Here is a 22486-nt window from a genome sequence, read left to right as displayed (position 1 = left end):
CCTGGTCATCGACCCCACCCGCGACTACCAGGGCACCGGCAAACCACCCGGCCCCACACCAAAGAAAAAGTAAAGGCCGAACCCACGAATGTGGGTTCGGCCTATTCCGATGTCCTGAGACATCACATGGCGGAGGTAGGGGGATTCGAACCCCCGAGGGCTATTAACCCAACCCGCTTTCCAAGCGAGCGCCATAGGCCACTAGGCGATACCTCCGCCGAGGAGGGTACCGGTGGGTCCGGGGGCGGACGAAATCGCCCGGGACGCCGGCTCGCGGTGGCGGCCGGAGGCACCCGGGGGCGCTCGGGTCGGGTTGGCCGCCCCTCAGGGCCTCACCTAGACTCCTCGGCAACCCCCCGCGTGGCGGCATCTCGCCCAACTCCCCCAGGGCCGAGAGGCAGCAAGGGTAAGTGAGCTCTGTCGGGTGCGCGGGGGGCCTTTTCATGCCCGCACCCGGCGGCGGAGGACCTCACGGCGGGCGCTCTCCCCAGGCCGGTGGCCGCGCCGTGGCCGATGTCGACGGGGCTGGTTAGGGTCAGGGCGTGGAGTCGCCGCTCGCCCTGTACCGCCGCTACCGGCCCGAGACCTTCAGCGAGGTCATCGGGCAGGACCACGTGACGGCGCCCCTGCGCGCGGCCCTGGCCAACAACCGGGTCAACCACGCCTACCTCTTCTCGGGCCCGCGCGGCTGCGGCAAGACCACCTCGGCGCGCATCCTCGCGCGCGCGCTCAACTGCGAGCAGGGCCCGATCGCCGACCCCTGCGGCGAGTGCGACTCCTGCCGCGACCTGGCGCGTGGCGGCCCGGGCTCGATCGACGTGATCGAGATCGACGCGGCCTCCCACGGTGGCGTCGACGACGCCCGCGACCTGCGCGAGAAGGCGTTCTTCGCGCCGGTGCGCAGCCGCTACAAGATCGACCTCCTCGACGAGGCCCACCGGGTCTCCCCGCAGGGCTTCAACGCCCTGCACAAGCTGGTCGAGGAGCCGCCGCCGCACCTGCGGTTCATCTTCGCCACGACCGAGCCCGACAAGGTGATCGGGACGATCCGCTCCCGCACCCACCACTACCCGTTCCGGCTGATCCCGCCCCGGCTGCTCTCGGCCTACCTCTCCGAGCTGTGCGAGAAGGAGGGCGTGGCCATCGAGCCGGCCGCGATCCCGCTGGTCGTCCGCGCCGGGGGCGGCAGCGCGCGCGACACGCTCTCGGTGCTCGACCAGCTGCTCGGCGGCGCCGGCCCGGAGGGCGTGACCCACGCGCTGGCCACCGGCCTGCTCGGCTACACCCCCGACAGCCTGCTCGACGAGGTCGTCGACGCCTTCGCGGCCGGTGACGGTGCGTCGGTCTTCGGCGTGGTCGACAAGGTCATCGAGACCGGCCAGGACCCACGACGGTTCACCGAGGACCTCCTGCGTCGCCTGCGCGACCTGGTCATCGTCGCCGCGGTCCCCGACGCGCCCGCCACGGGGCTCATCGACGTCTCCGAGGACGCCGGCGAGCGGCTGGTCGCCCAGGCGGCCCGTTTCGGTGCCGCCGACCTGACCCGTGCCGCGGACCTGGTCGCCGCCGGGCTCACCGAGATGCGCGGTGCCACGGCCCCGCGCCTGCTGCTCGAGCTGATCTGCGCCCGTGTCCTCCTGCCCGCCGCCGACCACGGCACCGACGGCCTCGCCGCCCGCCTGGACCGACTCGAGCGCCGGATGTCGGTCACCGGTACGCCGGCCCCGGCCGCCGTCCAGCCCGCACACCAGCCTGCACACCGGCCCGCACACCAGCCCGCCCCTGCCCGGCCGGCTCCTGCGGCCGCCGCCCCGGCCGCGACCCACCAGGCGCCTGCCGAGATACCCGCCCAGGACCGGCCCGCCCCCGCAGCGGCCGCGCCCGAGCCGGTGCCGACACCCGCGCCCACCCCGGCGCCGGCCCAGGGCTGGCCGACGACCCCCGAGCCCGACCCGAACCCGCCGGCCGAGCCGATGGGGCAGCAGGCCCCGGCGACGGGAGGTCCGGCTCGGGACCAGGCGCCGGCTGCGACCTCCGGTGCAGGGCCAGTGGAGCCGGCGGAGTCGGCGGCGCCGGGTGGCGGCCTGTCGCTGGTCGAGGTCCGGCGCCTGTGGCCCGACATCGTCGACGCCACCAAACTGCGCCGCCGGGTCACCTGGATCCACCTCACCCAGAACGCCCAGGTCGTGGCGGTCGACGAGCGCACCCTCACCCTGGGGTTCGCCAACTCAGGGGCCCGTGACTCCTTCGACGGCAACGGCAGCGCCGAGATCGTGCGTCAGGCCGCGATCGACGTGGTCGGCGCCGACTGGCGCATCGAGACCATCGTCGACCCCGGTGCCTCCCCCGACGCCGGCCCGCCGGCCGCGCCCCGACCCTCACCCGGTGACTCGGCCCCGGCGGCCCCGGCGCAACCCGCCGCCCCCGCCCCGGCAGCGCCCGTCGAGCCGCCGCCCACCCCGGCAGCGCCCGCCACCCCGGTGGCCGCCGACGAGCCCCCGCCCCCGTGGGCCGTCGAGCCGCCCGCCGGCCTCGGCGACGAGCCCGAGCCGGGCGCCCCCGCCGCCGCTCCGGCCCCCGCGCAGGTGCAGGTCGCCCCGGCCGGTCGCGCCTCCATCGACGCGGCGCGCGGTGCGATCCTCCAGACGCGTGCCGCCGGAGCGCCGGTGGTCGAGGAGGGCCCCGACCTCTCGGCAGCCGACGCCGACGCCCACCCCGACGACGAGGTCGTCGAGCACGACTCGGTCGCCGACGCCGAGCTGCTCGCCCGCGAGCTCGGGGCCCGGGTGATCGAGGAGATCAACCACACCTGAGCCCCGGCGGGCGCGGCGAGCCCTCGCCTCACCGCCGTCCCGGCACACTCGACCCCAGCGCCCACCAGCAGCACGGACCAGCAGCACCAGCCGACCACCATCCACCCGAGGTGAACCCCATGAGCCAGAACCCGTTCGACGCCCTCGGCGGCGGAGGTCTCGACATGAACGCCCTGCTCCAGCAGGCCCAGCAGATGCAGGAGCAGCTCACCCAGGCCCAGGCCCGCCTCGCCGACCCCGTCGTCGAGGGCACCGTGGCCGGCGGTGCGGTGACGGTCAAGGTCAACGGCGTGGGCGAGCTGGTCGGGGTCGACATCCGGGCGGGCGGCTTCGACGGGTCCGACGCCGACGACCTGTCCGACCTCGGCGACATGATCGTGGCGGCGTACCGCGACGCGAAGTCCCAGGCCGACGCCGCCGCCGGCGAGGCCCTCGGCCCGCTGGCCGGCGGGCTGGGCGGCATGGGTGGCGGGCTGCCCGGGGGCACCCCGGGTCAGCTCGGCTTCTAGGGGCGGTCGGTGTACGAAGGCGTCGTCCAGGACCTCATCGACGAGCTCGGCCGGCTGCCGGGTGTGGGGCCCAAGAGCGCCCAGCGCATCGCGTTCCACCTGCTGCAGGCCGACCCCGTCGACGTACGCCGCCTCGCCGACGTGCTCATCGAGGTCAAGGCCAAGGTGCAGTTCTGCTCCACCTGCTTCAACGTCAGCGAGGACGAGCAGTGCCGGATCTGCCGCGACCCGCGGCGCGACCCCGGCGTGCTGTGCGTCGTCGAGGAGTACAAGGACGTCGTGGCGATCGAGCGCACCCGTGAGTACCGCGGCCGCTACCACGTCCTCGGCGGCGCGATCAGCCCCATCGACGGCATCGGGCCCGACCAGCTGCGGGTCCGTGAGCTGATGACCAGGCTCGCCGACGGAGCCGTCACCGAGGTCATCCTGGCCACGGATCCGAACCTCGAGGGTGAGGCGACGGCGACCTACCTCACGCGCATGCTGAAGGTTCTTGACTTGCGCGTGACGCGGTTGGCGAGTGGACTGCCGGTGGGCGGCGACCTCGAGTACGCCGACGAGGTCACCCTTGGCCGCGCGTTCGCAGGGAGGCGAGCAGCAGAATGACCAGCACCCAGAACACCCCCGCCGGGAGCAGCAGCGCCCCGGTCCTGGACGCCGAGACGCTCGCCTTCGCCGAGCAGATCTCCGACCAGGTCGCCAGCTTCCTGCTCGCGCTGCGCGCGATCGCCCAGGAGAACGACGCCGGTCGTGCGGTCTCGCTGCTGCTGCTCGAGATCAGCCAGGTGCTGCTGGCCGGCGCCCGGCTCGGCGCGCAGCGCGACTTCACCCCGCGCGAGGAGTACCAGCCCGACGTCGGCCCCGAGCCTGACCTCGACGAGATGCGGATGCGGCTGGCGGGGAGGCTCGACAACGTCGACACCTCCCGCTTCGGCTTCGAGCCCTACGTGCCCGAGGTCGTCGAGAGCCAGCTCTCCGACGACCTCGCCTCGATCGCCACCGACCTCGACACCGGTCTGCGGCACTACCGCAACGGCCACGTCACCGAGGCCCTGTGGTGGTGGCAGTTCTCCTACGTCTCCAACTGGGGCAACCTCGCCGGCGCTGCGCTCAACGCGCTGCTCTCGGTGGTCAGCCACGACCGCCTCGACGTCGAGGTCGACCTCGACTCCGACCAGGTCGTCGTCGCCGAGCAGATGCTCTCCGACCCGTCCTGAGGCCCTCCTCGCCCCACCTCGTCCACGGCTGAGCCTGGCGCGGGGCGGCACCCGGGCGCGCCGGTAGACTCGGCCACCGGCCGGGCGCACCCGTGACGGGAGGTCGCGCCGCAGCACGTGGAGCAGTCGAGGGGACAGAGCAGTGGGCATTGTCGTGCAGAAGTACGGCGGGTCGTCGGTGGCGGACGCCGACGGCATCAAGCGGGTGGCCCAGCGCATCGTCAACACCAAGAAGCAGGGCCACGAGGTCGTCGTGGTCGTCTCGGCGATGGGCGACACCACCGACGACCTGCGCGACCTCGCCGAGCAGGTGACGCCGCTGCCGCCGCCGCGCGAGCTCGACATGCTGCTGACCGCCGGCGAGCGCATCTCGATGGCGCTGCTGGCCATGGCGGTCTCCTCGCTGGGCCACGAGGCGCAGTCGTTCACCGGCTCCCAGGCCGGCGTGATCACCGACTCGGTGCACGGCAAGGCCAAGATCATCGACATCACGCCGGGGCGCATCAAGAGCGCCATCGACGAGGGCCACGTCGCCATCGTCGCCGGCTTCCAGGGCGTCTCCCAGGACACCAAGGACGTCACCACGCTGGGCCGCGGCGCCTCCGACACCACCGCCGTCGCGCTGGCCGCGGCGCTGGGCGCCGAGGTCTGCGAGATCTACACCGACGTGGCCGGCGTCTTCACCGCCGACCCGCGCATCGTGCCGGCCGCCCAGAAGCTCGACCGCGTCTCCCACGAGGAGATGCTGGAGATGGCCGCCTCCGGCGCCAAGATCCTCCACCTGCGCTGCGTCGAGTACGCGCGCCGCTACGACGTCCCGATCCACGTGCGCACCTCCTTCGACACCATCGAAGGCACCTGGATCCTCCCCGACACCGCAGACACTGAAGGAGACACCGTGGAGCAGGCGATCATCGCGGGCGTGGCCCACGACCGGTCCGAGGCCAAGATCACCGTGGTCGGCGTGCCCGACAAGGTCGGCGAGGCCGCCCGCATCTTCGAGGTGCTGGCCGGCTCCGAGGTCAACATCGACATGGTCGTGCAGAACGTCTCGGCCGCGGCCACGGCGCGCACCGACATCTCCTTCACCCTGCCGCGCGAGGACGGCCAGAACGCCATGGCGGCGCTGGCGAAGATCCAGGACGAGGTCGGCTACGACAAGCTGCTCTTCGACGACCGCGTCGGCAAGGTCTCGCTCATCGGCGCGGGCATGCGCAGCCACCCCGGCATCACCGCGAAGTTCTTCGCCTCGCTCGCCGCGGCCGGGGTCAACATCGAGATGATCTCGACCTCGGAGATCCGCATCTCCGTCATCGTCGACGAGGGCCAGATCGACACCGCCGTGCGCGCCACGCACACCGCCTTCGACCTCGACGCCGACGAGGTCGAGGCCGTCGTCTACGGAGGGACCGGCCGATGAGCCGCGGCCTGCGAATCGGCGTCCTCGGCGCCACCGGCCAGGTGGGCGTCGCGATGCGGCAGATCCTCGCCGAGCGCGACTTCCCGGTCGAGGAGATCCGCTTCTTCTCCTCCCCCCGCTCCGCCGGCAAGGTGCTGGACTACCGCGGCACCGAGGTCGTCGTCGAGGACGCCGAGTCCGCCGACCCGACCGGTCTCGACGTCGCGCTGTTCTCTGCGGGCGCCACCGCCTCCCGCGCGCTGGTGCCCCGCTTCGTCGAGGCGGGCGTGATCGTCGTCGACAACTCCTCGGCGTTCCGCAAGGACCCCTCGATCCCGCTCGTGGTCTCCGAGGTCAACCCCGAGGCTGCTGCCGAGGTCATCGAGGCCGGTCGCGGCATCATCGCCAACCCCAACTGCACGACCATGGCCGCGATGCCGGTGCTCAAGCCGCTGCACGACGAGGCCGGGCTGGTGCGGCTGATCGCCTCCACCTACCAGGCCGTCTCCGGCTCCGGCGTGGCCGGCGTGGCCGAGCTCTCGGGCCAGGTCGCGGCCGCGGGCGACGCCAGCGCCCTGGCCTACGACGGCGCCGCGGTCGAGTTCCCCGCCCCCGGGGTCTACCAGCGCACGATCGCCTACAACGTGGTGCCGCTGGCCGGCAGCATCGTCGACGACGGCTCGCAGGAGACCGACGAGGAGCAGAAGCTGCGCAACGAGTCGCGCAAGATCCTCGGCCTGCCCGACCTGCGGGTCTCCGGGATCTGCGTGCGGGTGCCGGTGTTCACCGGTCACTCCCTGGCGATCAACGCCGAGTTCGAGCGCCCGCTCACCCCGGCCCGGGCCCGCGAGCTGCTCGCCGGTGCTCCCGGCGTCGAGCTGAGCGACATCCCGACCCCGCTGCAGGCCGCCGGCCAGGACCCGTCCTACGTCGGCCGGATCCGTCAGGACCCGGGCGTGGACGGCGACCGCGGGCTCGCGCTGTTCATCTCCAACGACAACCTGCGCAAGGGCGCGGCCCTCAACACCGTGCAGATCGCGGAGCTGCTGCTCCAGCGCTGAGGTCGCAGACCGTCCCACCGCGTCTCGAGACGCGTGGAGGGGACGGGGTGCCGTGCCCGTCGTCGCTGGTCGGCTCGCTGCGTCTCGTGACGGCGCTGGGGCGCCTCCTCGACGAACGTGGGTGATCACGGTCGTCGCGCCGACCACCGTAGGGAAGCTACGGTCGTCGAGGAGCGAGCGGTGCGAGCGTCACGAGACGCCCGCACCCGGCGTCGGCGTCAGGGGCGGGTCAGCGGCCGCGCGACGGCGTGTCCGGGACGGCGGTGGTGAGCCACCAGCCGCCGAGGTAGGTCAGGGCGCACAGCAGCGGCAGGATCGGCGCCATCACCCAGCTCCCCACCAGTGGGGTCAGGAAGATCAGCACGACGGCACAGGCGCCGCCCAGGCCCAGGAACCCGATGGTGTCGGGGTCGGCCACCTGCCACATCCGCAGGAGCGCGCGGCCGGCGACGTAGGCCAGCATCACGATCACGGTCTGGGCCAGCAGGCCGGGGCCGTTGCCGCACGACGGCACGTCGCGCGCGGCCTCGCACACCGTGATGCCACTGCGGGTGAGGCCGACGAGCACGATCCCGACGAGCAGGCCCGTGGCGGCCGCGGCGATGCGCGGTGCCGGTCGTCGCACGGTGCTGCGACGCCGGATGACCCGCGGGCCCTCGGGGGCGGCATGGCTGCGGGCGGTCCGGGCGGCGCCGCGACGGCGTCCGCGGGGCGCGGCCGGCGGTGCCGGGGCGGTCTCGGCGCCCGTGGGTCCCGCCGCCGTTGGGTCGGTCGAGAGATCAGCGAAGAGCCAGTCGTGGTCGCCGCCACCGGTGGCCGCGTCGTCGTCGGGCACGTGGTGGGACGCCGGCTCGGACACCTCCGCGCGGATCCGCAGCTCCTCCGGAGGCGGCGTCACGTCGTGGTGGTCGCGTCGCCGGCGCCGCGCCCGCAGCCGCGGGGGCGCCAGGTCGCGCTGCTCACGACGCGGGAGTGCCATGGTCACAGTGTTCCATCCGGAGCCGAGCCGTGGGGCGGTACCGGCAGGACCCGGGTGTCACGTGGGCCACGCGCCGGCCAGTCCCAGCGCGACGCCGAGGCCCGCGCAGACGCCGAGCGCGCTCAGGGTCGACCAGCGGCGCACGAGCAGCAGGAGCGCGGCGAGCGCGATGATGGCCAGGGCCGGCAGCACGAGCGTGTCGAGGTCGGGCAGCGCGATCTCGGCCGGGCCGACGTCGACCTGACGCTGGCGGCTGGTGACCACGTGCACGGTGAAGTAGAGCGCCAGGCTGCCGATCACCCCGACGACGGCGGCCGTGATCCCGGCCAGCGCGTCGCGCAGCCCCTTCACCCCGCGCAGCCGCTCGACGTAGGGCGCCCCAAGCAGGATGAACACGAAGCAGGGCACGAAGGTCACCCACGTCGTCAGCAGCGCACCGAGGACGGCCGCCACCCACGGGTCGAGGCCGCCGGGGTCGCGGTACGCGGCGAGGAAGCCCACGAACTGCACGACCATGATGAGCGGGCCGGGGGTCGACTCCGCCAGGCCCAGGCCGCGGGTCATCTCGGCACTGCTGAGCCAGCCGAAGGTCGTGACGGCCTGCTGGGACACGAAGGCCAGCACGGCGTAGGCGCCGCCGAAGGTGATGAGCGCGGTGCCGGAGAAGAACGTGCCGAGGTCGACCAGTGTGGAGTCGCCGCCCAGCAGCAGCCCGGCGGCCACGACGGGGGTGACCCACAGCAGCAGGCCGACGACGAGCACCCGCACGGCGTGGCCCGTGGACGGCGCCTCGTGGTGCAGGGCGTCGTCGGCGATCAGCGGCGCCGGGCCGTCGTCGACCGCCACCGGCACGGGAGCGGCCGGACGGCGTCGTCCCCACCACCAGCCCAGCGCGGCGGCCACCGCGATGACCACCGGGAAGGGCACCAGGTTCAGCGCCAGCACCACGAACGAGGCCAGTGCCAGCAGCCGGTTGCTGAGTCGCGTGAGGCTGCTGCGCGCCACCCGCAGCAGTGCCTGGACCACGATCACCACCACCGCGGCCCCGATGCCGAGGAACGCGCCGTCCACGCCCGCGACGTCGCCGAAGGCGACGTAGACCGCCGAGAGGGCGAGCAGGGTGACCACGCCCGGCAGCACGAACAGCGTGCCGGCCACCAGCGCGCCCTTCACCCCGTGCAGCAACCAGCCGAGGTAGGTGGCCAGCTGCTGCGCCTCCGGGCCCGGGAGCAGGGTGCAGAAGGAGAGCGCGAAGAGGAACCGCTGCCGCCCGATCCACCGCTTCTCGGTGACCAGGTAGCGCTCCATGATCGCGATCTGGCCGGCCGGCCCGCCGAAGGTCTGCAGCGAGATCAGCGCCCAGACCCGGGTCGCGGCGCGCAGGCTGAGCGGGGCCGCCTCGGCGGCGGGGGTCTCGGCAGCCACCCCCCGAGTATCGCCCGACACGGGTCCCGGTCCGGACCCACCCCGAGCGACGGGGTCGGAAAATGCGAACGGACCCACGGTTCTCCGTGGGTCCGTTCCGATGTCGGGCTGACAGGATTTGAACCTGCGGCCTCCTCGTCCCGAACGAGGCGCGCTACCAAGCTGCGCCACAGCCCGTGCACTCTCGCGAGCACAACGTCGCGATCCTACCGCCGAGACCGCTCACCCCTGCAATCGGGGGGTGAGCGTGAGCAGGGTGGCCTCGGGGCGGCACGCCACCCGCACCCGCAGGTAGGGGTTGGTGCCCGCGCCGGCGCTCACGTGCAGCCAGGACGACGCGGCGTCGCCGGGCCGCGAGGCGGCCGGATGGCGGTGCAGACCGCGCGCCCGGGCGGGTTCGAGGTCACAGTTCGTGGCCAGCGCCCGGCCACCGGGCAGGCACACCTGGCCGCCGTGGGTGTGGCCGGCCAGGATCGCGTCGTAGCCGTCGTGGGCGAACTGGTCGAGCACGCGCAGGTAGGGGGCGTGGGTGAGCGCGAGGCGCACGTCGGCCCCGGTGTCGGCGGGCCCGGCCACGGCGGACAGGTCGTCGTAGGAGAGGTGGGGGTCGTCCACGCCCGCCAGTGCGATCCGCACGCCGGCGACGTCGATCCCGTCGCGCCGGTTGGTGAGGTCGCGCCAGCCGGCGCCGGTGAACGCGGTGGACAGGTCGCGCCACGGCAGCTCGGGCACGTCGGTGCGGCGGCGGCCGTCGTCGGGCAGCAGGTAGGCGAACGGGTTGCGCAGCCGCGGCTCGAAGTAGTCGTTGGAGCCGTGCACGAACAGGCCGGGCCGCTCCAGCAGCGGTCCGAGGGCGTCCAGGAGGGCGGGCACGGCGTGGCGGTGCGCGAGGTTGTCGCCGGTGTCGACCACCAGGTCGGGCCGCAGTCGCGCCAGCGACCGCACCCAGTCCAGCTTGCGGCGCTGGGTCGGCACGACGTGGAGGTCGCTGAGGTGCAGCACCCGCACCGGGTCGGCGTCGGGCGGCAGCACCGGCAGGTCCACCGTGCGCACGACGAAACGGCGCGCCTCGCTCAGGCCGTAGGCCGTGAGCGCGCCGCCGAGCAGGGTCGCCGCGGCGCCGGCACGCGCGACAAACCGGGTGGGGGGCACCCCTCCAGGCTGCCACAATGGCCACCATGACCAGCACGCCGAGCCTCAAGGACCAGTTGCGCACCGACCTCACCACCGCCATGAAGGCGCGCGACGACGTCACGTCCTCGACGCTGCGCATGGTGCTGGCGGCCGTGAGCACGGCCGAGGTCGCCGGCAAGGTCGCCCGCACCCTCAGCGACGAGGAGGTCCTGGAGGTGCTCGGCAAGGAGGCCAAGAAGCGCCGCGAGGCCGCCACCGCCTTCGCCGACGGCGGCCGCCCCGAGAGTGCTGCGAAGGAGGAGGCCGAGGCCGCCGTGATCGGCCGCTACCTCCCCGAGGCGCTCAGCGCGGCGGAGATCGAGGCGATCGTGGCCGCCGCCGTCGAGAGCACCGGCGCCGCGGCCGAGGGCATGCGCGCCATGGGCAAGGTCATGGGCGTGGTGACGCCCCAGGTGAAGGGCCGCGCCGACGGCGGCGTCGTCGCCGCGGAGGTCAAGCGCCAGCTCGCCGCCGGCTGATCGGGCCCCCGGGCCCGGCGGCCTGAGATCAGTCGCCCCGGCCGCCGCGTCCCCCGTCGCCCCCGCGTCCGCCGCGGCCACCGCGGTCGGGCTGGGGCGCGGGCGGGTTGATGGCGCCGGCGCCCTCCACGGTGGAGGGGTAGACGAAGTCCTCGAAGGGCAGGCCGTCGTCGATCACCTTCATGGCGTCGCCCCAGATGGGGGCCGCGACACCGGAGCCGGACACCGAGCCGAGGAACGAGCCGTTCACCGTGACCGTCGAGAGCGGGATCGGGGTGCCGAACTGGTTGGCACCGGCGAGCATGGCGGCCGCGGCCACGGTGGGGGTGTAGCCCACGAACCACACCGACCGGCCGCTCTGGGTCGTGCCGGTCTTGCCGGCCGCCGGCACGGCGAGCTTCTGCGCCACCGCGAATCCGAAGTCGATGACGCCGCGCAGGATGTCGTTGACGGCGTCGGCGGTGGACTGGTCCATCACCTGGGTGCATCGCGGTGAGTAGTCCTTGAGCACGTTGCCGTCGGAGTCCTCGATGCTGGTGACCGGCCGGGAGTCGCAGTGCAGGCCGCGCGCGGCGAAGGTGGCGTAGGCCTCGGCCATCTCCAGCGGGCTGACGTCGGCGACGCCGAGGGTGAGGTTCGGCACCCGCTCGGGCTCGACGCCGGGGCAGGAGTCGGCCTCGGGGCAGGTGAGCCGCACGCCCATGGCCTTGGCCAGCTTGTAGGGCGCGCACACGCCGGTGTCCTGCTCCAGGCGCAGGTAGAAGGTGTTCACGGAGTCGCGGGTGCCGCTGTAGAGGTTCTCCAGGCCGCCCGCGGTCGAGTTGGTCATCGGGAACGTGCCGGCGCCGTAGCTCGGCGCCCCGGGGCAGTTCTTGTAGTCGGCGTAGCTGAAGGTCGTGGCGTCGGGGGAGTTGTAGACCGTGTTGAGCGGGACGCCCTTCTGGATCGCCGCGGCGAGGGTGAAGGCCTTGAACGTCGAGCCGGCCTGGAAGCCGTTGGAGTCGCCGTACTCGGACGGCACCACGTAGTTGAGGTAGGTCTCCCCGGCCTTGGCGTCGTTGCCCATCGGGCGCGACTGCGAGATCGCGCGCACCAGGCCGGTGCCGGGCTCGACGATCGCCAGGGCCCCGATGGCCTGGTCGGTGGGCAGCACCTTGGAGGTGACCGAGGCGTCGGCCGCGCGCTGGTAGTCCAGGTCCACCGAGGTGCGGATCGTCAGGCCGCCGGAGAACACCAGCCGCTCACGGTCCTCGCGGGTCTTGCCCAGCGCGGGGTCGGACTTGAGGTACTCGATCACGTAGGAGCAGAAGAACGGCGCCGCGGTGTTGACGCAGCCGTTGGGCACGTCCTGCACGTCCAGCCCGAGCGGGCGCTTCTTGGCCTTCTCCGCCCGGTCGGCCGGGATCGCGTTGAGCTCGGCCATCCGGTCGAGCACAACGTTGCGCCGCGCGAGCGCCTCGTCGGGGTAGTTCGTGGGGTCGTAGGCGTCGGGGCTCTTGACCAGGCCCGCGAGCATCGCCGACTGCGTGAGGTCGAGGTTGCGGGCGTTGACGTCGAAGTAGTGCCGCGCCGCGGCCTGGATGCCGTAGGCGCCGTCGCCGAAGTAGGCGGTGTTGAGGTACTGCTCGAGGATCTGGTTCTTGGTGTAGCGCTTCTCCAGGGCGATGGCGTAGCGCAGCTCGTTGAACTTGCGGGCGTAGGTGTCGGCGCTGACCTCGCGCCGCTCCTCGTCGGTCTCGGCCTGGGCCTGGAGGGTGAGCTTCACCAGCTGCTGGGTGATCGAGGAACCGCCCTGCACGACGCCGCCGGCCCCGGCGTTGGTGAGGAACGCGCGCAGGGTGCCCTTCACGTCCAGCGCCCCGTGCTCGTAGTAGCGGTAGTCCTCGATCGCCAGGATCGCGGTGACCATCTGGCGCGAGACCTGGTCGAGGGTGACGTTGATCCGGTTCTGGTCGAAGACCGTGGCGAACGGCTTGCCGTTGGCGTCGAGGATCGTGGTGCGCTGCGGCAGCTGACCGATCTCGAGGTCCTGGGGCAGCTCGTCCATGCTCTCGGCGGTGGTGCGCGCCGCGAAGCCCAGCACGCCCGCGAACGGGATGGCGAGGCCGGCCACGACGACGCCCATGATGGCGGCGACGGCCACCATCACGCCGAGGTGGCTGGTCACGGTGGCAACGGTGGGTCGCTCCGAACGAGGTCGAGACACGCCGCCCAGGGTACGTGACGACGCCGCATCGGACCGCCTCGCCGGGACCCGCCCGAGCGCGGGCCCCACCCCTGAGTAGCCAGGACGGACTAGTCATTTCGGGCCATCCAACTTGGGTCGATAGAGCCTTACCCCTGTGGGCCGCGTCTCTTTACGTTAAGGGTCAAGAGATGGATTCGGGTGGGGCGCCACCGTGGCGCCGGACCTCTCGAGATGATGTGGGGACATCGCTATGTGGGTTGAAGACTGGGCGCCGAGCGCCGCGTGCCGGACCGAGCAGCCGGACAGCCTGTTCGTTCGAGGGGCCGAGCAGAACAAGGCCAAGCAGCTGTGCCAGGGGTGCCCCGTGCGCACCGAGTGCCTCGCCGAGGCCCTGGACAACCAGATCGAGTGGGGCGTCTGGGGCGGGATGACCGAGCGTGAGCGGCGTGCGCTGCTCAAGCGCCGGCCGTCGTCGTCGTGGCGCGAGGTGCTCGAGTCGGCGCGGACCCGCGCCGAGCACGGCAACATCGCCGTCTGAGGCTCACTCGGGCCTGTCGGCCGGACCGGAGGGGTTCGGCCGGAGGGGTGGGCCTGAGAGGTCTCAGCCGGTCGCGCGACCGAGCAGGTCGCCGACCGCGCGCAGGCCGTCGAGGTCGTGCACGTCGGCCGCCAGTGCCGGCACGACCGCTGTCGCCACCTGCGGGTGCGACGCCGCAAACCGCTCGCGCAGTGCGGCCTCCCGCTCGACCAGCCGGGTCTGGTCGGCGTGCAGGCGCAGCAGTCCGGCCGTCAGCGACGTCGGGTCGTCCTCGCGCAGTCGCGCGGCGGCGGTGAGGGCCTCGTCGGCCGACACCGAGCCCAGCGGCGCGGGGCCCGCGCGGTTGATCACCAGGCCGGCCAGCGGCATGTCATCGGCGCTGAGCCGCTCCACGAAGTAGGCGGCCTCGCGCAGCGCGTCCGGCTCGGGTGCGGCGACGACGACGAACGCCGTGCCGCGGTCCTGCAGCAGGGCGTACGTGGCGGTGGCGCGCTGCCGGAACCCGCCGAACACGGTGTCGATCGCGGCCACGAAGGTCTGCAGGTCGCGCAGCACCTGGGCGCCCAGGATCTTGGTGAGCGCACCGGTGATCAGGCCGAGCCCGGCGGTCATCAGCTTCGCCGGTCCCTTGGCCGGGGCCAGCATCAGCTTGATGAAGCGGCCGTCGAGGAAGCTCGAGAGCCGTTCGGGGGCGTCGAGGAAGTCCAGCGCCGAGCGCGAGGGCGGGGTGTCGACCACGATCAGGTCGTAGGTGCCCTGCTCGCGGGCCTCGGCGTGGATCTGGCCGAGCTTCTCCATCGCCATGTACTCCTGCGTGCCCGCGAAGGACGACGACAGCACGATGTAGAAGGGGTTGTCGAGGATCTGGCGGGCCTTCTCCGGGCTGGCCTGGCTCTCCACCAGCTCGTCGAAGGTGCGCTTCATGTCCAGCATCATCGCGTCGAGCCGACCGCCGGCCGCGGTGTCGATGCCGGTCACCGGGCGCGGGGTGTTGTCCAGGGCCTCGATCCCCATCGACTGCGCGAGGCGCCGCGCCGGGTCGATGGTGAGCACCACGACCTTGCGGCCCTGCTCCGCCGCGCGCAGCGCGAGGGCGGCCGAGGTGGTGGTCTTGCCGACGCCGCCGGAGCCGCAGCACACGATGATCCCGACGCTGCGGTCGGCGAGCAGCGCGTCGACGTCGAGAGGGGTCGCACTGCTGCCCGGGGGCAGGCCGGGGCCGACGCGCGAGGTCTGCTTGCTCATGCCATCCCCTGCTGTCGCAGCCGGGCCGCGAGGTCGTAGAGGGCGCCGAGGTCGACGCCGCCGGGCAGTCGCGGCAGCTCGTAGGCCGGCACGCCCAGGTCCGCCACCAGGGCCCGCTGGGACTCCTCGAGCCGACGCCGCTCGGCGTGCTGGTGGCCCTCGGCGACCAGCGCGCCGGCGAGGTCGTCCAGGGTGGTGCTGCGGTCGGTCTTGACCCCCGCGGACACGAGGTCGGCCGCCACGGCCGGGGCCTGTGCGCCGTCGAGCTGGTCGAGGGTGAGGTCCTGCGGGCGCACCTGGTTGACGACGACGCCGCCCACCGGCAGCGCCACCGAGCGCAGCTCGGCGATGCCGTCGGCGGTCTCCTGCACCGGCATCTCCTCCAGCACGGTGACCAGGTGCACGGCGGTGCGGGGGCTGCGGAACAGCGTCATCATCGTGTCGGCCTGCGACTTCACCGGCCCGACCTTGGCCAGGCCGGCGAGCTCGTTGCTGACGTTGAGGAACTGCACGATCCGGCCGGTGGGCGGGGCGTCGAGCACGACGTGGTCGTACTCCTGGGCGCCCTTGTTGCGGGAGTTGCGCTGCACGGCCTCGAAGATCTTGCCGGTGAGCAGGACGTCGCGCACGCCGGGCGCGATCGTGGTGGCGAACTCGATGACGCCGAAGCGGTCCAGGGCCCGGCCGGCGCGGCCGAGCTTGTAGTAGAGCGCGAGGTACTCCAGCAGTGCCGACTCGGCGTCGACGTGCAGGGCGTTCACGACGCCGCCGGGGCGGCCGTCCTCGCCGGGCAGTCCGGTGGCGAGGCGGCGCTCCTCGAACGGCAGCGGGTCGACGTCGAACATCCGGGCGATGCCCTGACGGCCCTCGACCTCGCACAGCAGCACGTGCTTGCCCTGGGTGGCCAGCGCGAGCGCCAGGGCGGCGGCGACGGTGGACTTGCCGGTGCCGCCCTTGCCGGTGACGACGTGCAGTCGCACCTTCGGCCAGTCGCTCACAAACCGGAAGGCTAGCGCCCGGGGACTCACCCGGCTGAGGATCGGGGGCGACGCGCGTCACACCGGCCGCGGGGGAGTGTGCCGCGGGCGCGGTGGATGTCACACACGGTGGGGCTGCGTCGTCGTGAGGGGGAGCGGGTCCGCCGGACCCGAGGACGGGAGTGGAGCACGATGAGGATCGCGATCGCCGGGAGCACCGGCACGGTGGGACGGCACGTGACGGCGGTGGCCCGGGAGCGGGGGCACGAGGTGGTGGGGCTGTCCCGCGCCTCCGGGGTGGACCTCACCGACGGCGGAGACCGCGGCCGCGGGCTCGCGACCCGGCTCGCGGGGGTGGACGCCGTGATCGACGTGCTCGGCACGCCGGCGCAGAACCGCGCGGCCGCCACCGCCTTCTTCACCGGCACCACCGCCGCGCTGCACGAGGCCGAGCGGGCCGCCGGCGTCGGGCACCACGTGCTGCTCTCGATCGTGGGCATCGAGCAGGTGCCCACCGGCTACTACCGCGCCAAGCTCGCCCAGGAGGAGGCCGTGACGCGCGGACCGGTGCCGTGGTCGCTGCTGCGCAGCGCGCAGTTCACCGAGTTCGCCGAGCAGGCCCTGGGCTTCGTGCGGGTCGGGCGCACCGCGCTGGTGCCGCGCATGCGGATCGCCCCGGTGCCGGCGCGCACCGTGGCCGCCGCGCTGGTGGACGCCGTCGAGGCGGGGCCCGGCGGGAGGCTTCCCGACCTGGTGGGTCCCGCGCGGCACGACCTGGTGCGGCTGGCGCGTGCCGAGGCCGCGGTGCACGACCCGCGGCTGCGGGTGATCGGCGTGCGGATGCCCGGTCGGGCGGGCCGGGCCATGCGGTCCGGGGCGCTGTGCGGGGACGCCGGGTGAGCCGCACCGGCGCGGGTGCGCGGGACGTCGAGCTGGCGGAGGCCTACGCCCGGGTGCGCCCGCGGCTGGAACGGGTCGCCTACGCCATCCTGGGCAGCCTCGCGGAGGCCGAGGACGTCGTCGCCGAGACCTGGTTGCGGCTCGTGGCGGCCGACGCCCGCGAACCGGTGCGCGACGTGGGCGGCTGGGCCACGGTCGCGGTCTCCCGCGGCGCGCTGGACGTGCTGGGCTCGGCGCGCGTGCGGCGCGAGGCCTACGTCGGTCCGTGGCTGCCGGAGCCGTCGGTCGCGGGCACGGCGGGGAGTCCGGTCGGGGATCCGCCAGGGGATCCGGCGGACCGGGTCACCCTCGACGACGACGTCCGCTACGCCCTGCTCGTGGCGCTGGAGCGGCTCAGCCCCGCGGAACGCACCTCGTGGGTGCTGCACGACCTGTTCGCCGTGCCCTTCGACGAGGTGGCGGCCGCAGTAGGACGCTCGCCGGAGGCGGTGCGGCAGCTGGCCTCGCGGGCCCGGCGACACGTGCGGGCCGAGGCGCCCCGGCTGGAGGTCAGCCGCGACGAGCACGACGAGGTCGTGCAGGCCTTCCTCGCCGCGGCCGGCACCGGCGACCTCGCGGCGCTGGTGGCGGTGCTCGACCCGGCCGTGGTCGCCACCAGCGACGGCGGCGGCGTCGTCTCGGCCGCGCGGCGCCCGGTGGAGGGCGCCGACCGGGTGGCGCGGTTCCTGCTCGGCGTCACCGCCCGGGCGCTCGGCCACCCCGGTGCCGACCTCGCCCTCGTGCAGGTCAACGGCCGGCTCGGCCTGCTCCTGCTGCGCGACCGCGCCCCCGACGCCGTCGTCTCCCTCACCGTGGCCCACGGCCGGGTGCAGCGGGTGGACCTCGTCCGCGCCCCCGACAAGCTGACGCGCGTGCGGGCGGGCTGACGGGAGCGGGCTCAGGGGACTCGCGCGGCGTTGGGGGCTTCCCCACGCGTCCCGCGCCCGGGCCGCCACCGAGGCGACGAGTAGGGTGCGGCCATGACCAAGTGGGAGTACCAGGTGGCGCCGATCCCGTTGCACAACGAGGCGCTGATGCTGAACAACTTCGGCCAGGACGGCTGGGAGCTGGTGACCATCCAGACCAACGCCCAGGGCGGCCTGATCGCCTTCCTCAAGCGGCCCGCGCAGGGCTGAGGCGGGCGGCCGCGATGAGCACGCCCACGCCGGAGCAGCGCCTCGCCGAGCTCGGACTCGCCGTGCCGGAGGTCGCGAAGCCGGTCGCGGCCTACGTGCCGGCCGTGCGCACCGGCTCCCTCGTCTACACCTCCGGCCAGCTGCCGATGCGCGGCGGCGAGCTGATCGTCACCGGCAAGGTCGGCGGCGAGGTCACGGTCGAGGAGGCGGTGGAGTGCGCGCAACAGTGCGCCCTCAACGCCCTGGCCGCCATCAACGCCCAGCTCGGCGACGCCGGCCTGAGCGGCATCGCGCGCATCGTCAAGGTCGTCGTCTTCGTGGCCTCCACCCCCGACTTCACCGGCCAGCCGCAGGTCGCCAACGGCGCCTCCGAGCTGTTCGGCACCGTCTTCGGTGACGCCGGGGTGCACGCCCGCTCGGCGGTCGGCGTGCCCTCGCTGCCGCTGGACGCGCCGGTCGAGGTGGAGGTCATCGCCGAGGTCGTTCCCGGGATCGCCGGGGCGTGAGGATCCCGATCCCGCCGGTGCCGCTGCCGCCGCACCTGGCCGACGTCGCACGTGAGTACGCCGACGGCACCCGCGTCGCCGTCGAACCCAAGGACGCCGCCACGGTCGTCGTCATGCGCCAGGGCGCCGCGGGCCCGGAGGTCTACCTGCTGCGCCGGCAGGTCTCGATGGAGTTCGCCGGCGGGATGGCGGTCTTCCCCGGCGGCGGCGTCGACCCCCGCGACTTCGACGACGTGCTGGAGGACCACGCCGCCTGGGTGGGCCCCACGCCGCACGAGTGGGCGCAGCGGCTGGCCTGCACCCCCGAGCAGGCGCGCGCGCTGGTGTGCGCCGCGGTGCGCGAGACGTTCGAGGAGTGCGGGGTGCTCCTCGCGGGGCCCGACGCCGACACCGTCGTCGCCGACACCACGGGCGAGGACTGGGAGGCCGACCGGCAGGCGCTGGAGGCCCGCGAGCTCTCCCTCACCGACCTGCTCGTCCGCCGTGGGCTCGTGCTGCGCACCGACCTGCTCGGCACCTGGTCGGGCTGGCTGACGCCGGTCTTCGAGTCGCGGCGCTACCGCACCTGGTTCTTCGTCGCCGCGCTGCCCGAGGGGCAGCGCACCCGCGACGTGTCCACCGAGTCCTCCGCGGTCATGTGGACGGGGGCGATGCAGGCCGCCGACGCCGTCGACGCCGGCGAGCTCGCGATGCTGCCGCCCACCTACCTCACCTGCCTCGAGGTCGGCGGGCACGCGAGCATCGAGGACGTCCTCGACGCCGCCCGACACCGCAGCGTCGCGATGTTCATGCCCGAGGTCGAGCCGCTCGGCGAGGGCTGGACCCTCTCGATGCCCGACGCGCTGCGGCCGATGGTGGCCGAGCGCGCCGCCCGCCGGGGCGCCACCGGGAGCGCGTCGTGAGCGAGGCGCCCCAGGGCTGGCGGGGCGGCCGGTTCGGCCGCACCGGCACCTGCGTGCTGGCCCCCAACCCGGGTCCGATGACGCTGGACGGCACCAACACCTGGGTGCTGCGCGGCTCCGACGCCGACCGGTCGATCGTCATCGACCCCGGCCCGCTCGTCGCCGAGCACCTCGACGCCGTGCAGGCCGTCGCGGGCCGCGTCGGGCTGGTGCTGGTCACCCACCACCACCACGACCACACCGAGGCGCTCGCGGAGTTCTGCGAGCGCACCGGCGCCCCGGCGCGGGCGCTGGACCCCGCCTGGTGCGTGGAGGCACCCGCGCTCACCGACGGCGAGCTGCTCACCGTCGACGGCCTGCGGGTGCGCGCCCTCCACACCCCGGGCCACACCGCCGACTCCACCTCCTTCGTGCTGCCCGAGGAGCAGGTCATCCTCACCGGCGACATGGTGCTGGGGCGCGGCACGACCGTCGTCGCCCACCCCGACGGCGGGCTCGGCGACTACCTGGCCTCGCTGGAGCGGATGCGCGCGCTGGTCGAGGCCGGCGAGATCGCCCACTGCTGGCCGGCGCACGGGCCGGTGCTCGACGACGCCGGCGCCGCGCTCGACTTCTACCTCGCCCACCGCCGCGACCGCCTCGCCCAGGTGCAGGCCGCACTCGACCACCTCGGCGTGCGGGCCGGCGACGTCGACCTCGCCGCCGAGGAGCACGGCCAGGGTCTGCCGCGTCGGGTGGTCGAGGTCGTCTACGCCGACGTCGACACCGCGCTGTGGGACGCCGCCGAGCTCTCGGTGCGTGCCCAGCTGGTCTACCTCGCCGACGCCGACCGGGCCTGAGGCCGGTCCCGGCCGTAGGTCGGGTGCGGGCGTCTCCGCCCGCTGCGCTCGCTCCTCGACGACCGTGCTTCCCGGGTTCGTCGAGGAGGCGCCCCGGCGCCGTCACGAGACGCGGCGAGGTGGGGGCGCTGCGGGAGGGACGGTTTCCTCGGCTGACCGAGGAAACTGCCCGACACGCCGACGACGGTGCGGCGTGTCGGGCAGTTTGCTCGGCTGACCGAGCAAACTGCCCACCGATCGCATGGGGTGACACGATCGGCGCATGCGAGCGGTGGTCATCGAGTCGGCGGGCGGGCGCGTCGGGGTGGAGGAGCGGCCGGTCCCGGCCGCACCGCCGGGCGGGGTCGTGGTCAGGGTGCTCGCCACCGGGCTGTGCCGCTCCGACTGGCACGCCTGGGCCGGTCACGACACCGACGTGACGTTCCCGCACGTGCCCGGGCACGAGCTGGCCGGGGAGGTCGCCGAGGTCGGTGACGGCGTCGGCGGGTGGGCGGTGGGCGACCGCGTGACCGCGCCGTTCGTGTCCGGCTGCGGGCGCTGCGCGTGGTGCCGCCGCGGCGAGGCGCAGGTCTGTCCCGACCAGCAGCAGCCCGGCTTCACCTACCCCGGCTCGTTCGCCGAGTACGTCGTGATCCATGCCGCCGCCCTCAACCTCGTCCGGGTCCCCGTCGGGGTCTCGATGCCGGCCGCCGCGTCGTTGGGCTGCCGCTTCGCCACCGCCTACCGGGGCCTCGTGGCCCGCGCGGGGCTGCAGGAGGGCGAGTGGCTGGCCGTCGTCGGCGCCGGTGGGGTGGGGTTGAGCGCGGTGATGATCGGCCGCGCCCTCGGCGCCCGCACGGTCGTGGTCGACCGTCACCAGGAGGCGCTCGACGCGGCCCTGGCCCACGGTGCCCGCCACGCCGTGCTGGCCACCCCCGACCTGACGCCGAGCGACCTCGCCGAGCGACTCCACGAGCTCACCGACGGCGGTGCCCACGTCGCCGTCGACGCCGTGGGCGACGAGGCCACGGCCGCCGCCTCGATCCTCGCGCTGCGTCGTCGCGGTCGGCACGTGCAGGTGGGCCTCCTGCCACCCGTCGACGGACACCCGCGGATCCCCATGGACCGGGTCATCGGCTGGGAGCTGGACCTGCTCGGCAGCCACGGCATGGCGGCCGCGGACTACCCCGAGCTGATGGCGCTCGTCGCCGCCGGCCGGGTGCGGCCGCAGGACCTCGTGGAGCGCACCATCGGGCTGGCGGAGGCGGCAGTAGTGCTGCCCACCTTCGACTCCGCGCGGCTGGGCGGGATCACGATCATCGACCCCACCCGCTGAGCCGCTCGGCAGGCCCGTCCCGGAACACGACGACGCCCCCACCGGCGAGCGGTGGGGGCGTCGTGGAGCAGCGGTGTCAGCGGGCCCGGCGGGAGAGCCGTTCGACGTCCATGATCACGACCGAGCGGGGCTCCAGGCGCAGCCAGCCGCGGGAGGCGAAGTCGGCCAGCGCCTTGTTCACGGTCTCGCGCGAGGCGCCGACCAGCTGGGCGAGCTCCTCCTGGGTGAGGTCGTGGTGCACGTGCACGCCGTCGTCGGCGGTGCGGCCGAAGCGGTCGGCGAGGTCGATGAGGGCCTTGGCCACGCGACCGGGGACGTCGGAGAACACCAGGTCGGCAACGACGTCGTTGGCCTTGCGCAGCCGGCCGGCCAGCTGCGCCAGCAGGTTGCGGGCCACGACGGGACGGCCCTCGAGCCAGCGCAGGAGGTCCTCGTGGGACAGCGAGGCGAACTCGGCGTCGGTGACGGCGGTGACGGTGGCCGAGCGCGGGCCGGGGTCGAAGAGCGAGAGCTCGCCGAACATCGAGCCCGGGCCGAGGATGGCCAGCAGGTTCTCGCGGCCGTCGGCGGAGGTGCGCCCCAGCTTCACCTTGCCCTCGAGCACGATGTAGAGCTTGTCGCCGGTGTCGCCCTCGTGGAAAAGCACGTCGCCGCGGCGCAGCCGGGCCTGCGACATGGAGGCGCGCAGGGCCGAGGCGGCCTCGTCGTCGAGGGCGCTGAAGAGCGGGGCCTGGCGGAGCACGTCGGTGTCCACGTCGGACCTCCTGGCATCGTCGAGGGTAGGGGTGGGGCAGGCAGGCGACCGCTCGCGGCCGTCGGCCCGGTGCGATCCTAGTGCGTGGTGGA

Annotated in this window: 22 protein-coding genes, 2 tRNA genes and 1 other RNA gene; 16 read left to right on the top strand and 9 right to left on the bottom strand. The window is 73.9% G+C overall.

Going from position 1 to position 22486, the window contains the following annotated elements; translation table 11 throughout:
• Positions 1-127: 127 nt before the first annotated feature.
• A tRNA-Ser gene (locus ACERUJ_RS03365) sits at positions 128-216 on the bottom strand.
• A gap of 134 nt (positions 217-350) precedes the next feature.
• Between ACERUJ_RS03365 and ffs the strand changes: the two genes are divergently transcribed.
• The 7 genes from ffs to ACERUJ_RS03330 all read left to right on the top strand — a co-directional run bounded on the left by ffs (position 351) and on the right by ACERUJ_RS03330 (position 6999).
• Positions 351-441: signal recognition particle sRNA small type (gene ffs, locus ACERUJ_RS03360), an RNA gene on the top strand.
• Between the two features lie 101 nt (positions 442-542).
• The gene (locus tag ACERUJ_RS03355) at positions 543-2813 is read left to right on the top strand and encodes a DNA polymerase III subunit gamma and tau (RefSeq protein WP_370247024.1); all 2271 of its coding nucleotides are present in this window, start codon (positions 543-545) and stop codon (positions 2811-2813) included.
• Between the two features lie 119 nt (positions 2814-2932).
• Positions 2933-3322: a YbaB/EbfC family nucleoid-associated protein gene (locus tag ACERUJ_RS03350; protein WP_370247023.1), complete on the top strand. Its 390-nt coding sequence runs from the start codon at positions 2933-2935 to the stop codon at positions 3320-3322.
• Between the two features lie 9 nt (positions 3323-3331).
• A complete protein-coding gene (recR, locus tag ACERUJ_RS03345) occupies positions 3332-3928 on the top strand; it encodes a recombination mediator RecR (RefSeq protein WP_292607768.1) in 597 nt (198 codons plus the stop codon).
• A complete protein-coding gene (locus ACERUJ_RS03340) occupies positions 3925-4539 on the top strand; it encodes a DUF5063 domain-containing protein (RefSeq protein ID WP_370247022.1) in 615 nt (204 codons plus the stop codon). The genes recR and ACERUJ_RS03340 overlap by 4 nt, the downstream gene beginning before the upstream one ends.
• Positions 4540-4681: 142 nt before the next feature.
• Positions 4682-5959, top strand: a complete 1278-nt coding sequence (locus tag ACERUJ_RS03335) for an aspartate kinase (protein WP_300403437.1) — start codon at positions 4682-4684, stop codon at positions 5957-5959.
• Positions 5956-6999: an aspartate-semialdehyde dehydrogenase gene (locus tag ACERUJ_RS03330; protein ID WP_370247021.1), complete on the top strand. Its 1044-nt coding sequence runs from the start codon at positions 5956-5958 to the stop codon at positions 6997-6999. The genes ACERUJ_RS03335 and ACERUJ_RS03330 overlap by 4 nt, the downstream gene beginning before the upstream one ends.
• A 229-nt stretch (positions 7000-7228) precedes the next feature.
• Here the strand turns inward: ACERUJ_RS03330 and ACERUJ_RS03325 are convergent, their stop codons facing one another.
• The 4 genes from ACERUJ_RS03325 to ACERUJ_RS03310 all read right to left on the bottom strand — a co-directional run bounded on the left by ACERUJ_RS03325 (position 7229) and on the right by ACERUJ_RS03310 (position 10555).
• Positions 7229-7978, bottom strand: a complete 750-nt coding sequence (locus tag ACERUJ_RS03325) for a hypothetical protein (protein WP_370247020.1) — start codon at positions 7976-7978, stop codon at positions 7229-7231.
• A 57-nt stretch (positions 7979-8035) separates the two neighbouring features.
• Positions 8036-9403 (bottom strand): chromate efflux transporter, encoded by a 1368-nt coding sequence (gene chrA, locus ACERUJ_RS03320; RefSeq protein ID WP_370247019.1) that lies wholly within the window; start codon positions 9401-9403, stop codon positions 8036-8038.
• Between the two features lie 103 nt (positions 9404-9506).
• Positions 9507-9580: transfer RNA gene (locus tag ACERUJ_RS03315), tRNA-Pro, on the bottom strand.
• Between the two features lie 45 nt (positions 9581-9625).
• Complete coding sequence (locus ACERUJ_RS03310; RefSeq protein ID WP_370247018.1) at positions 9626-10555, bottom strand: metallophosphoesterase; 930 nt, start codon at positions 10553-10555, stop codon at positions 9626-9628.
• 26 nt (positions 10556-10581) lie between these two features.
• Here ACERUJ_RS03310 and ACERUJ_RS03305 point away from each other — a divergent pair, with 26 nt between their 5' ends.
• Positions 10582-11055, top strand: a complete 474-nt coding sequence (locus ACERUJ_RS03305; protein WP_370247017.1) for a GatB/YqeY domain-containing protein — start codon at positions 10582-10584, stop codon at positions 11053-11055.
• Between the two features lie 28 nt (positions 11056-11083).
• On the opposite strand, the gene ACERUJ_RS03300 is transcribed toward ACERUJ_RS03305, so the two are convergent.
• Entirely contained in the window at positions 11084-13222 is a 2139-nt protein-coding gene (locus tag ACERUJ_RS03300) for a transglycosylase domain-containing protein (protein WP_370247016.1), read from the bottom strand.
• 271 nt (positions 13223-13493) lie between these two features.
• Between ACERUJ_RS03300 and ACERUJ_RS03295 the strand changes: the two genes are divergently transcribed.
• On the top strand, positions 13494-13781 hold the full coding sequence (locus ACERUJ_RS03295; RefSeq protein ID WP_370247014.1) for a WhiB family transcriptional regulator: 288 nt from the start codon (positions 13494-13496) through the stop codon (positions 13779-13781).
• Positions 13782-13844: 63 nt separating this feature from the next.
• On the opposite strand, the gene ACERUJ_RS03290 is transcribed toward ACERUJ_RS03295, so the two are convergent.
• Both ACERUJ_RS03290 and ACERUJ_RS03285 read right to left on the bottom strand, forming a co-directional pair.
• Positions 13845-15026, bottom strand: coding sequence for an ArsA family ATPase (locus tag ACERUJ_RS03290; RefSeq protein ID WP_370247013.1), 1182 nt, complete (start codon positions 15024-15026; stop codon positions 13845-13847).
• Positions 15023-16024: an ArsA-related P-loop ATPase gene (locus ACERUJ_RS03285; protein ID WP_370247012.1), complete on the bottom strand. Its 1002-nt coding sequence runs from the start codon at positions 16022-16024 to the stop codon at positions 15023-15025. Before ACERUJ_RS03285 ends, ACERUJ_RS03290 begins: the two co-directional genes overlap by 4 nt.
• A gap of 171 nt (positions 16025-16195) precedes the next feature.
• Between ACERUJ_RS03285 and ACERUJ_RS03280 the strand changes: the two genes are divergently transcribed.
• The 7 genes from ACERUJ_RS03280 (at position 16196) to ACERUJ_RS03250 (ending at position 21640) form a co-directional block, all read left to right on the top strand.
• Positions 16196-16903 carry an SDR family oxidoreductase gene (locus ACERUJ_RS03280; protein ID WP_370247011.1) on the top strand — a complete coding sequence of 236 codons (708 nt, stop codon included), beginning with the start codon at positions 16196-16198 and terminating at the stop codon, positions 16901-16903.
• Complete coding sequence (sigJ, locus tag ACERUJ_RS03275; RefSeq protein ID WP_370247010.1) at positions 16900-17829, top strand: RNA polymerase sigma factor SigJ; 930 nt, start codon at positions 16900-16902, stop codon at positions 17827-17829. The genes ACERUJ_RS03280 and sigJ overlap by 4 nt, the downstream gene beginning before the upstream one ends.
• Positions 17830-17922: 93 nt before the next feature.
• Positions 17923-18078: a hypothetical protein gene (locus ACERUJ_RS03270; RefSeq protein WP_370247009.1), complete on the top strand. Its 156-nt coding sequence runs from the start codon at positions 17923-17925 to the stop codon at positions 18076-18078.
• Positions 18079-18092: 14 nt separating this feature from the next.
• Positions 18093-18584, top strand: coding sequence for a RidA family protein (locus ACERUJ_RS03265; protein ID WP_370247008.1), 492 nt, complete (start codon positions 18093-18095; stop codon positions 18582-18584).
• Positions 18581-19486: an NUDIX hydrolase gene (locus tag ACERUJ_RS03260; protein ID WP_370247007.1), complete on the top strand. Its 906-nt coding sequence runs from the start codon at positions 18581-18583 to the stop codon at positions 19484-19486. Before ACERUJ_RS03265 ends, ACERUJ_RS03260 begins: the two co-directional genes overlap by 4 nt.
• On the top strand, positions 19483-20325 hold the full coding sequence (locus tag ACERUJ_RS03255; protein WP_370247006.1) for an MBL fold metallo-hydrolase: 843 nt from the start codon (positions 19483-19485) through the stop codon (positions 20323-20325). Before ACERUJ_RS03260 ends, ACERUJ_RS03255 begins: the two co-directional genes overlap by 4 nt.
• Before the next feature lie 262 nt (positions 20326-20587).
• Positions 20588-21640 (top strand): alcohol dehydrogenase catalytic domain-containing protein, encoded by a 1053-nt coding sequence (locus tag ACERUJ_RS03250; RefSeq protein ID WP_370247005.1) that lies wholly within the window; start codon positions 20588-20590, stop codon positions 21638-21640.
• A 76-nt stretch (positions 21641-21716) separates the two neighbouring features.
• On the opposite strand, the gene ACERUJ_RS03245 is transcribed toward ACERUJ_RS03250, so the two are convergent.
• Positions 21717-22394 (bottom strand): Crp/Fnr family transcriptional regulator, encoded by a 678-nt coding sequence (locus tag ACERUJ_RS03245; protein ID WP_370247004.1) that lies wholly within the window; start codon positions 22392-22394, stop codon positions 21717-21719.
• Between the last annotated feature and the right edge of the window lie 92 nt (positions 22395-22486).

The sequence above is a fragment of the Nocardioides sp. genome, from assembly GCF_964228225.1.
Classification (GTDB): domain Bacteria; phylum Actinomycetota; class Actinomycetes; order Propionibacteriales; family Nocardioidaceae; genus Nocardioides.
This window is presented reverse-complemented; position numbering and strand designations above follow the sequence as displayed.

Coding starts and splice junctions, on each gene's coding strand:
- ACERUJ_RS03350 (WP_370247023.1), top strand. CDS start 2,933: ATGAGCCAGAACCCGTTCGACGCCCTCGGCGGCGGAGGTCTCGACATG.
- ACERUJ_RS03340 (WP_370247022.1), top strand. CDS start 3,925: ATGACCAGCACCCAGAACACCCCCGCCGGGAGCAGCAGCGCCCCGGTC.
- ACERUJ_RS03330 (WP_370247021.1), top strand. CDS start 5,956: ATGAGCCGCGGCCTGCGAATCGGCGTCCTCGGCGCCACCGGCCAGGTG.
- ACERUJ_RS03325 (WP_370247020.1), bottom strand. CDS start 7,978: ATGGCACTCCCGCGTCGTGAGCAGCGCGACCTGGCGCCCCCGCGGCTG.
- ACERUJ_RS03305 (WP_370247017.1), top strand. CDS start 10,582: ATGACCAGCACGCCGAGCCTCAAGGACCAGTTGCGCACCGACCTCACC.
- ACERUJ_RS03295 (WP_370247014.1), top strand. CDS start 13,494: ATGTGGGTTGAAGACTGGGCGCCGAGCGCCGCGTGCCGGACCGAGCAG.
- ACERUJ_RS03290 (WP_370247013.1), bottom strand. CDS start 15,026: ATGAGCAAGCAGACCTCGCGCGTCGGCCCCGGCCTGCCCCCGGGCAGC.
- ACERUJ_RS03280 (WP_370247011.1), top strand. CDS start 16,196: ATGAGGATCGCGATCGCCGGGAGCACCGGCACGGTGGGACGGCACGTG.
- ACERUJ_RS03270 (WP_370247009.1), top strand. CDS start 17,923: ATGACCAAGTGGGAGTACCAGGTGGCGCCGATCCCGTTGCACAACGAG.
- ACERUJ_RS03265 (WP_370247008.1), top strand. CDS start 18,093: ATGAGCACGCCCACGCCGGAGCAGCGCCTCGCCGAGCTCGGACTCGCC.
- ACERUJ_RS03250 (WP_370247005.1), top strand. CDS start 20,588: ATGCGAGCGGTGGTCATCGAGTCGGCGGGCGGGCGCGTCGGGGTGGAG.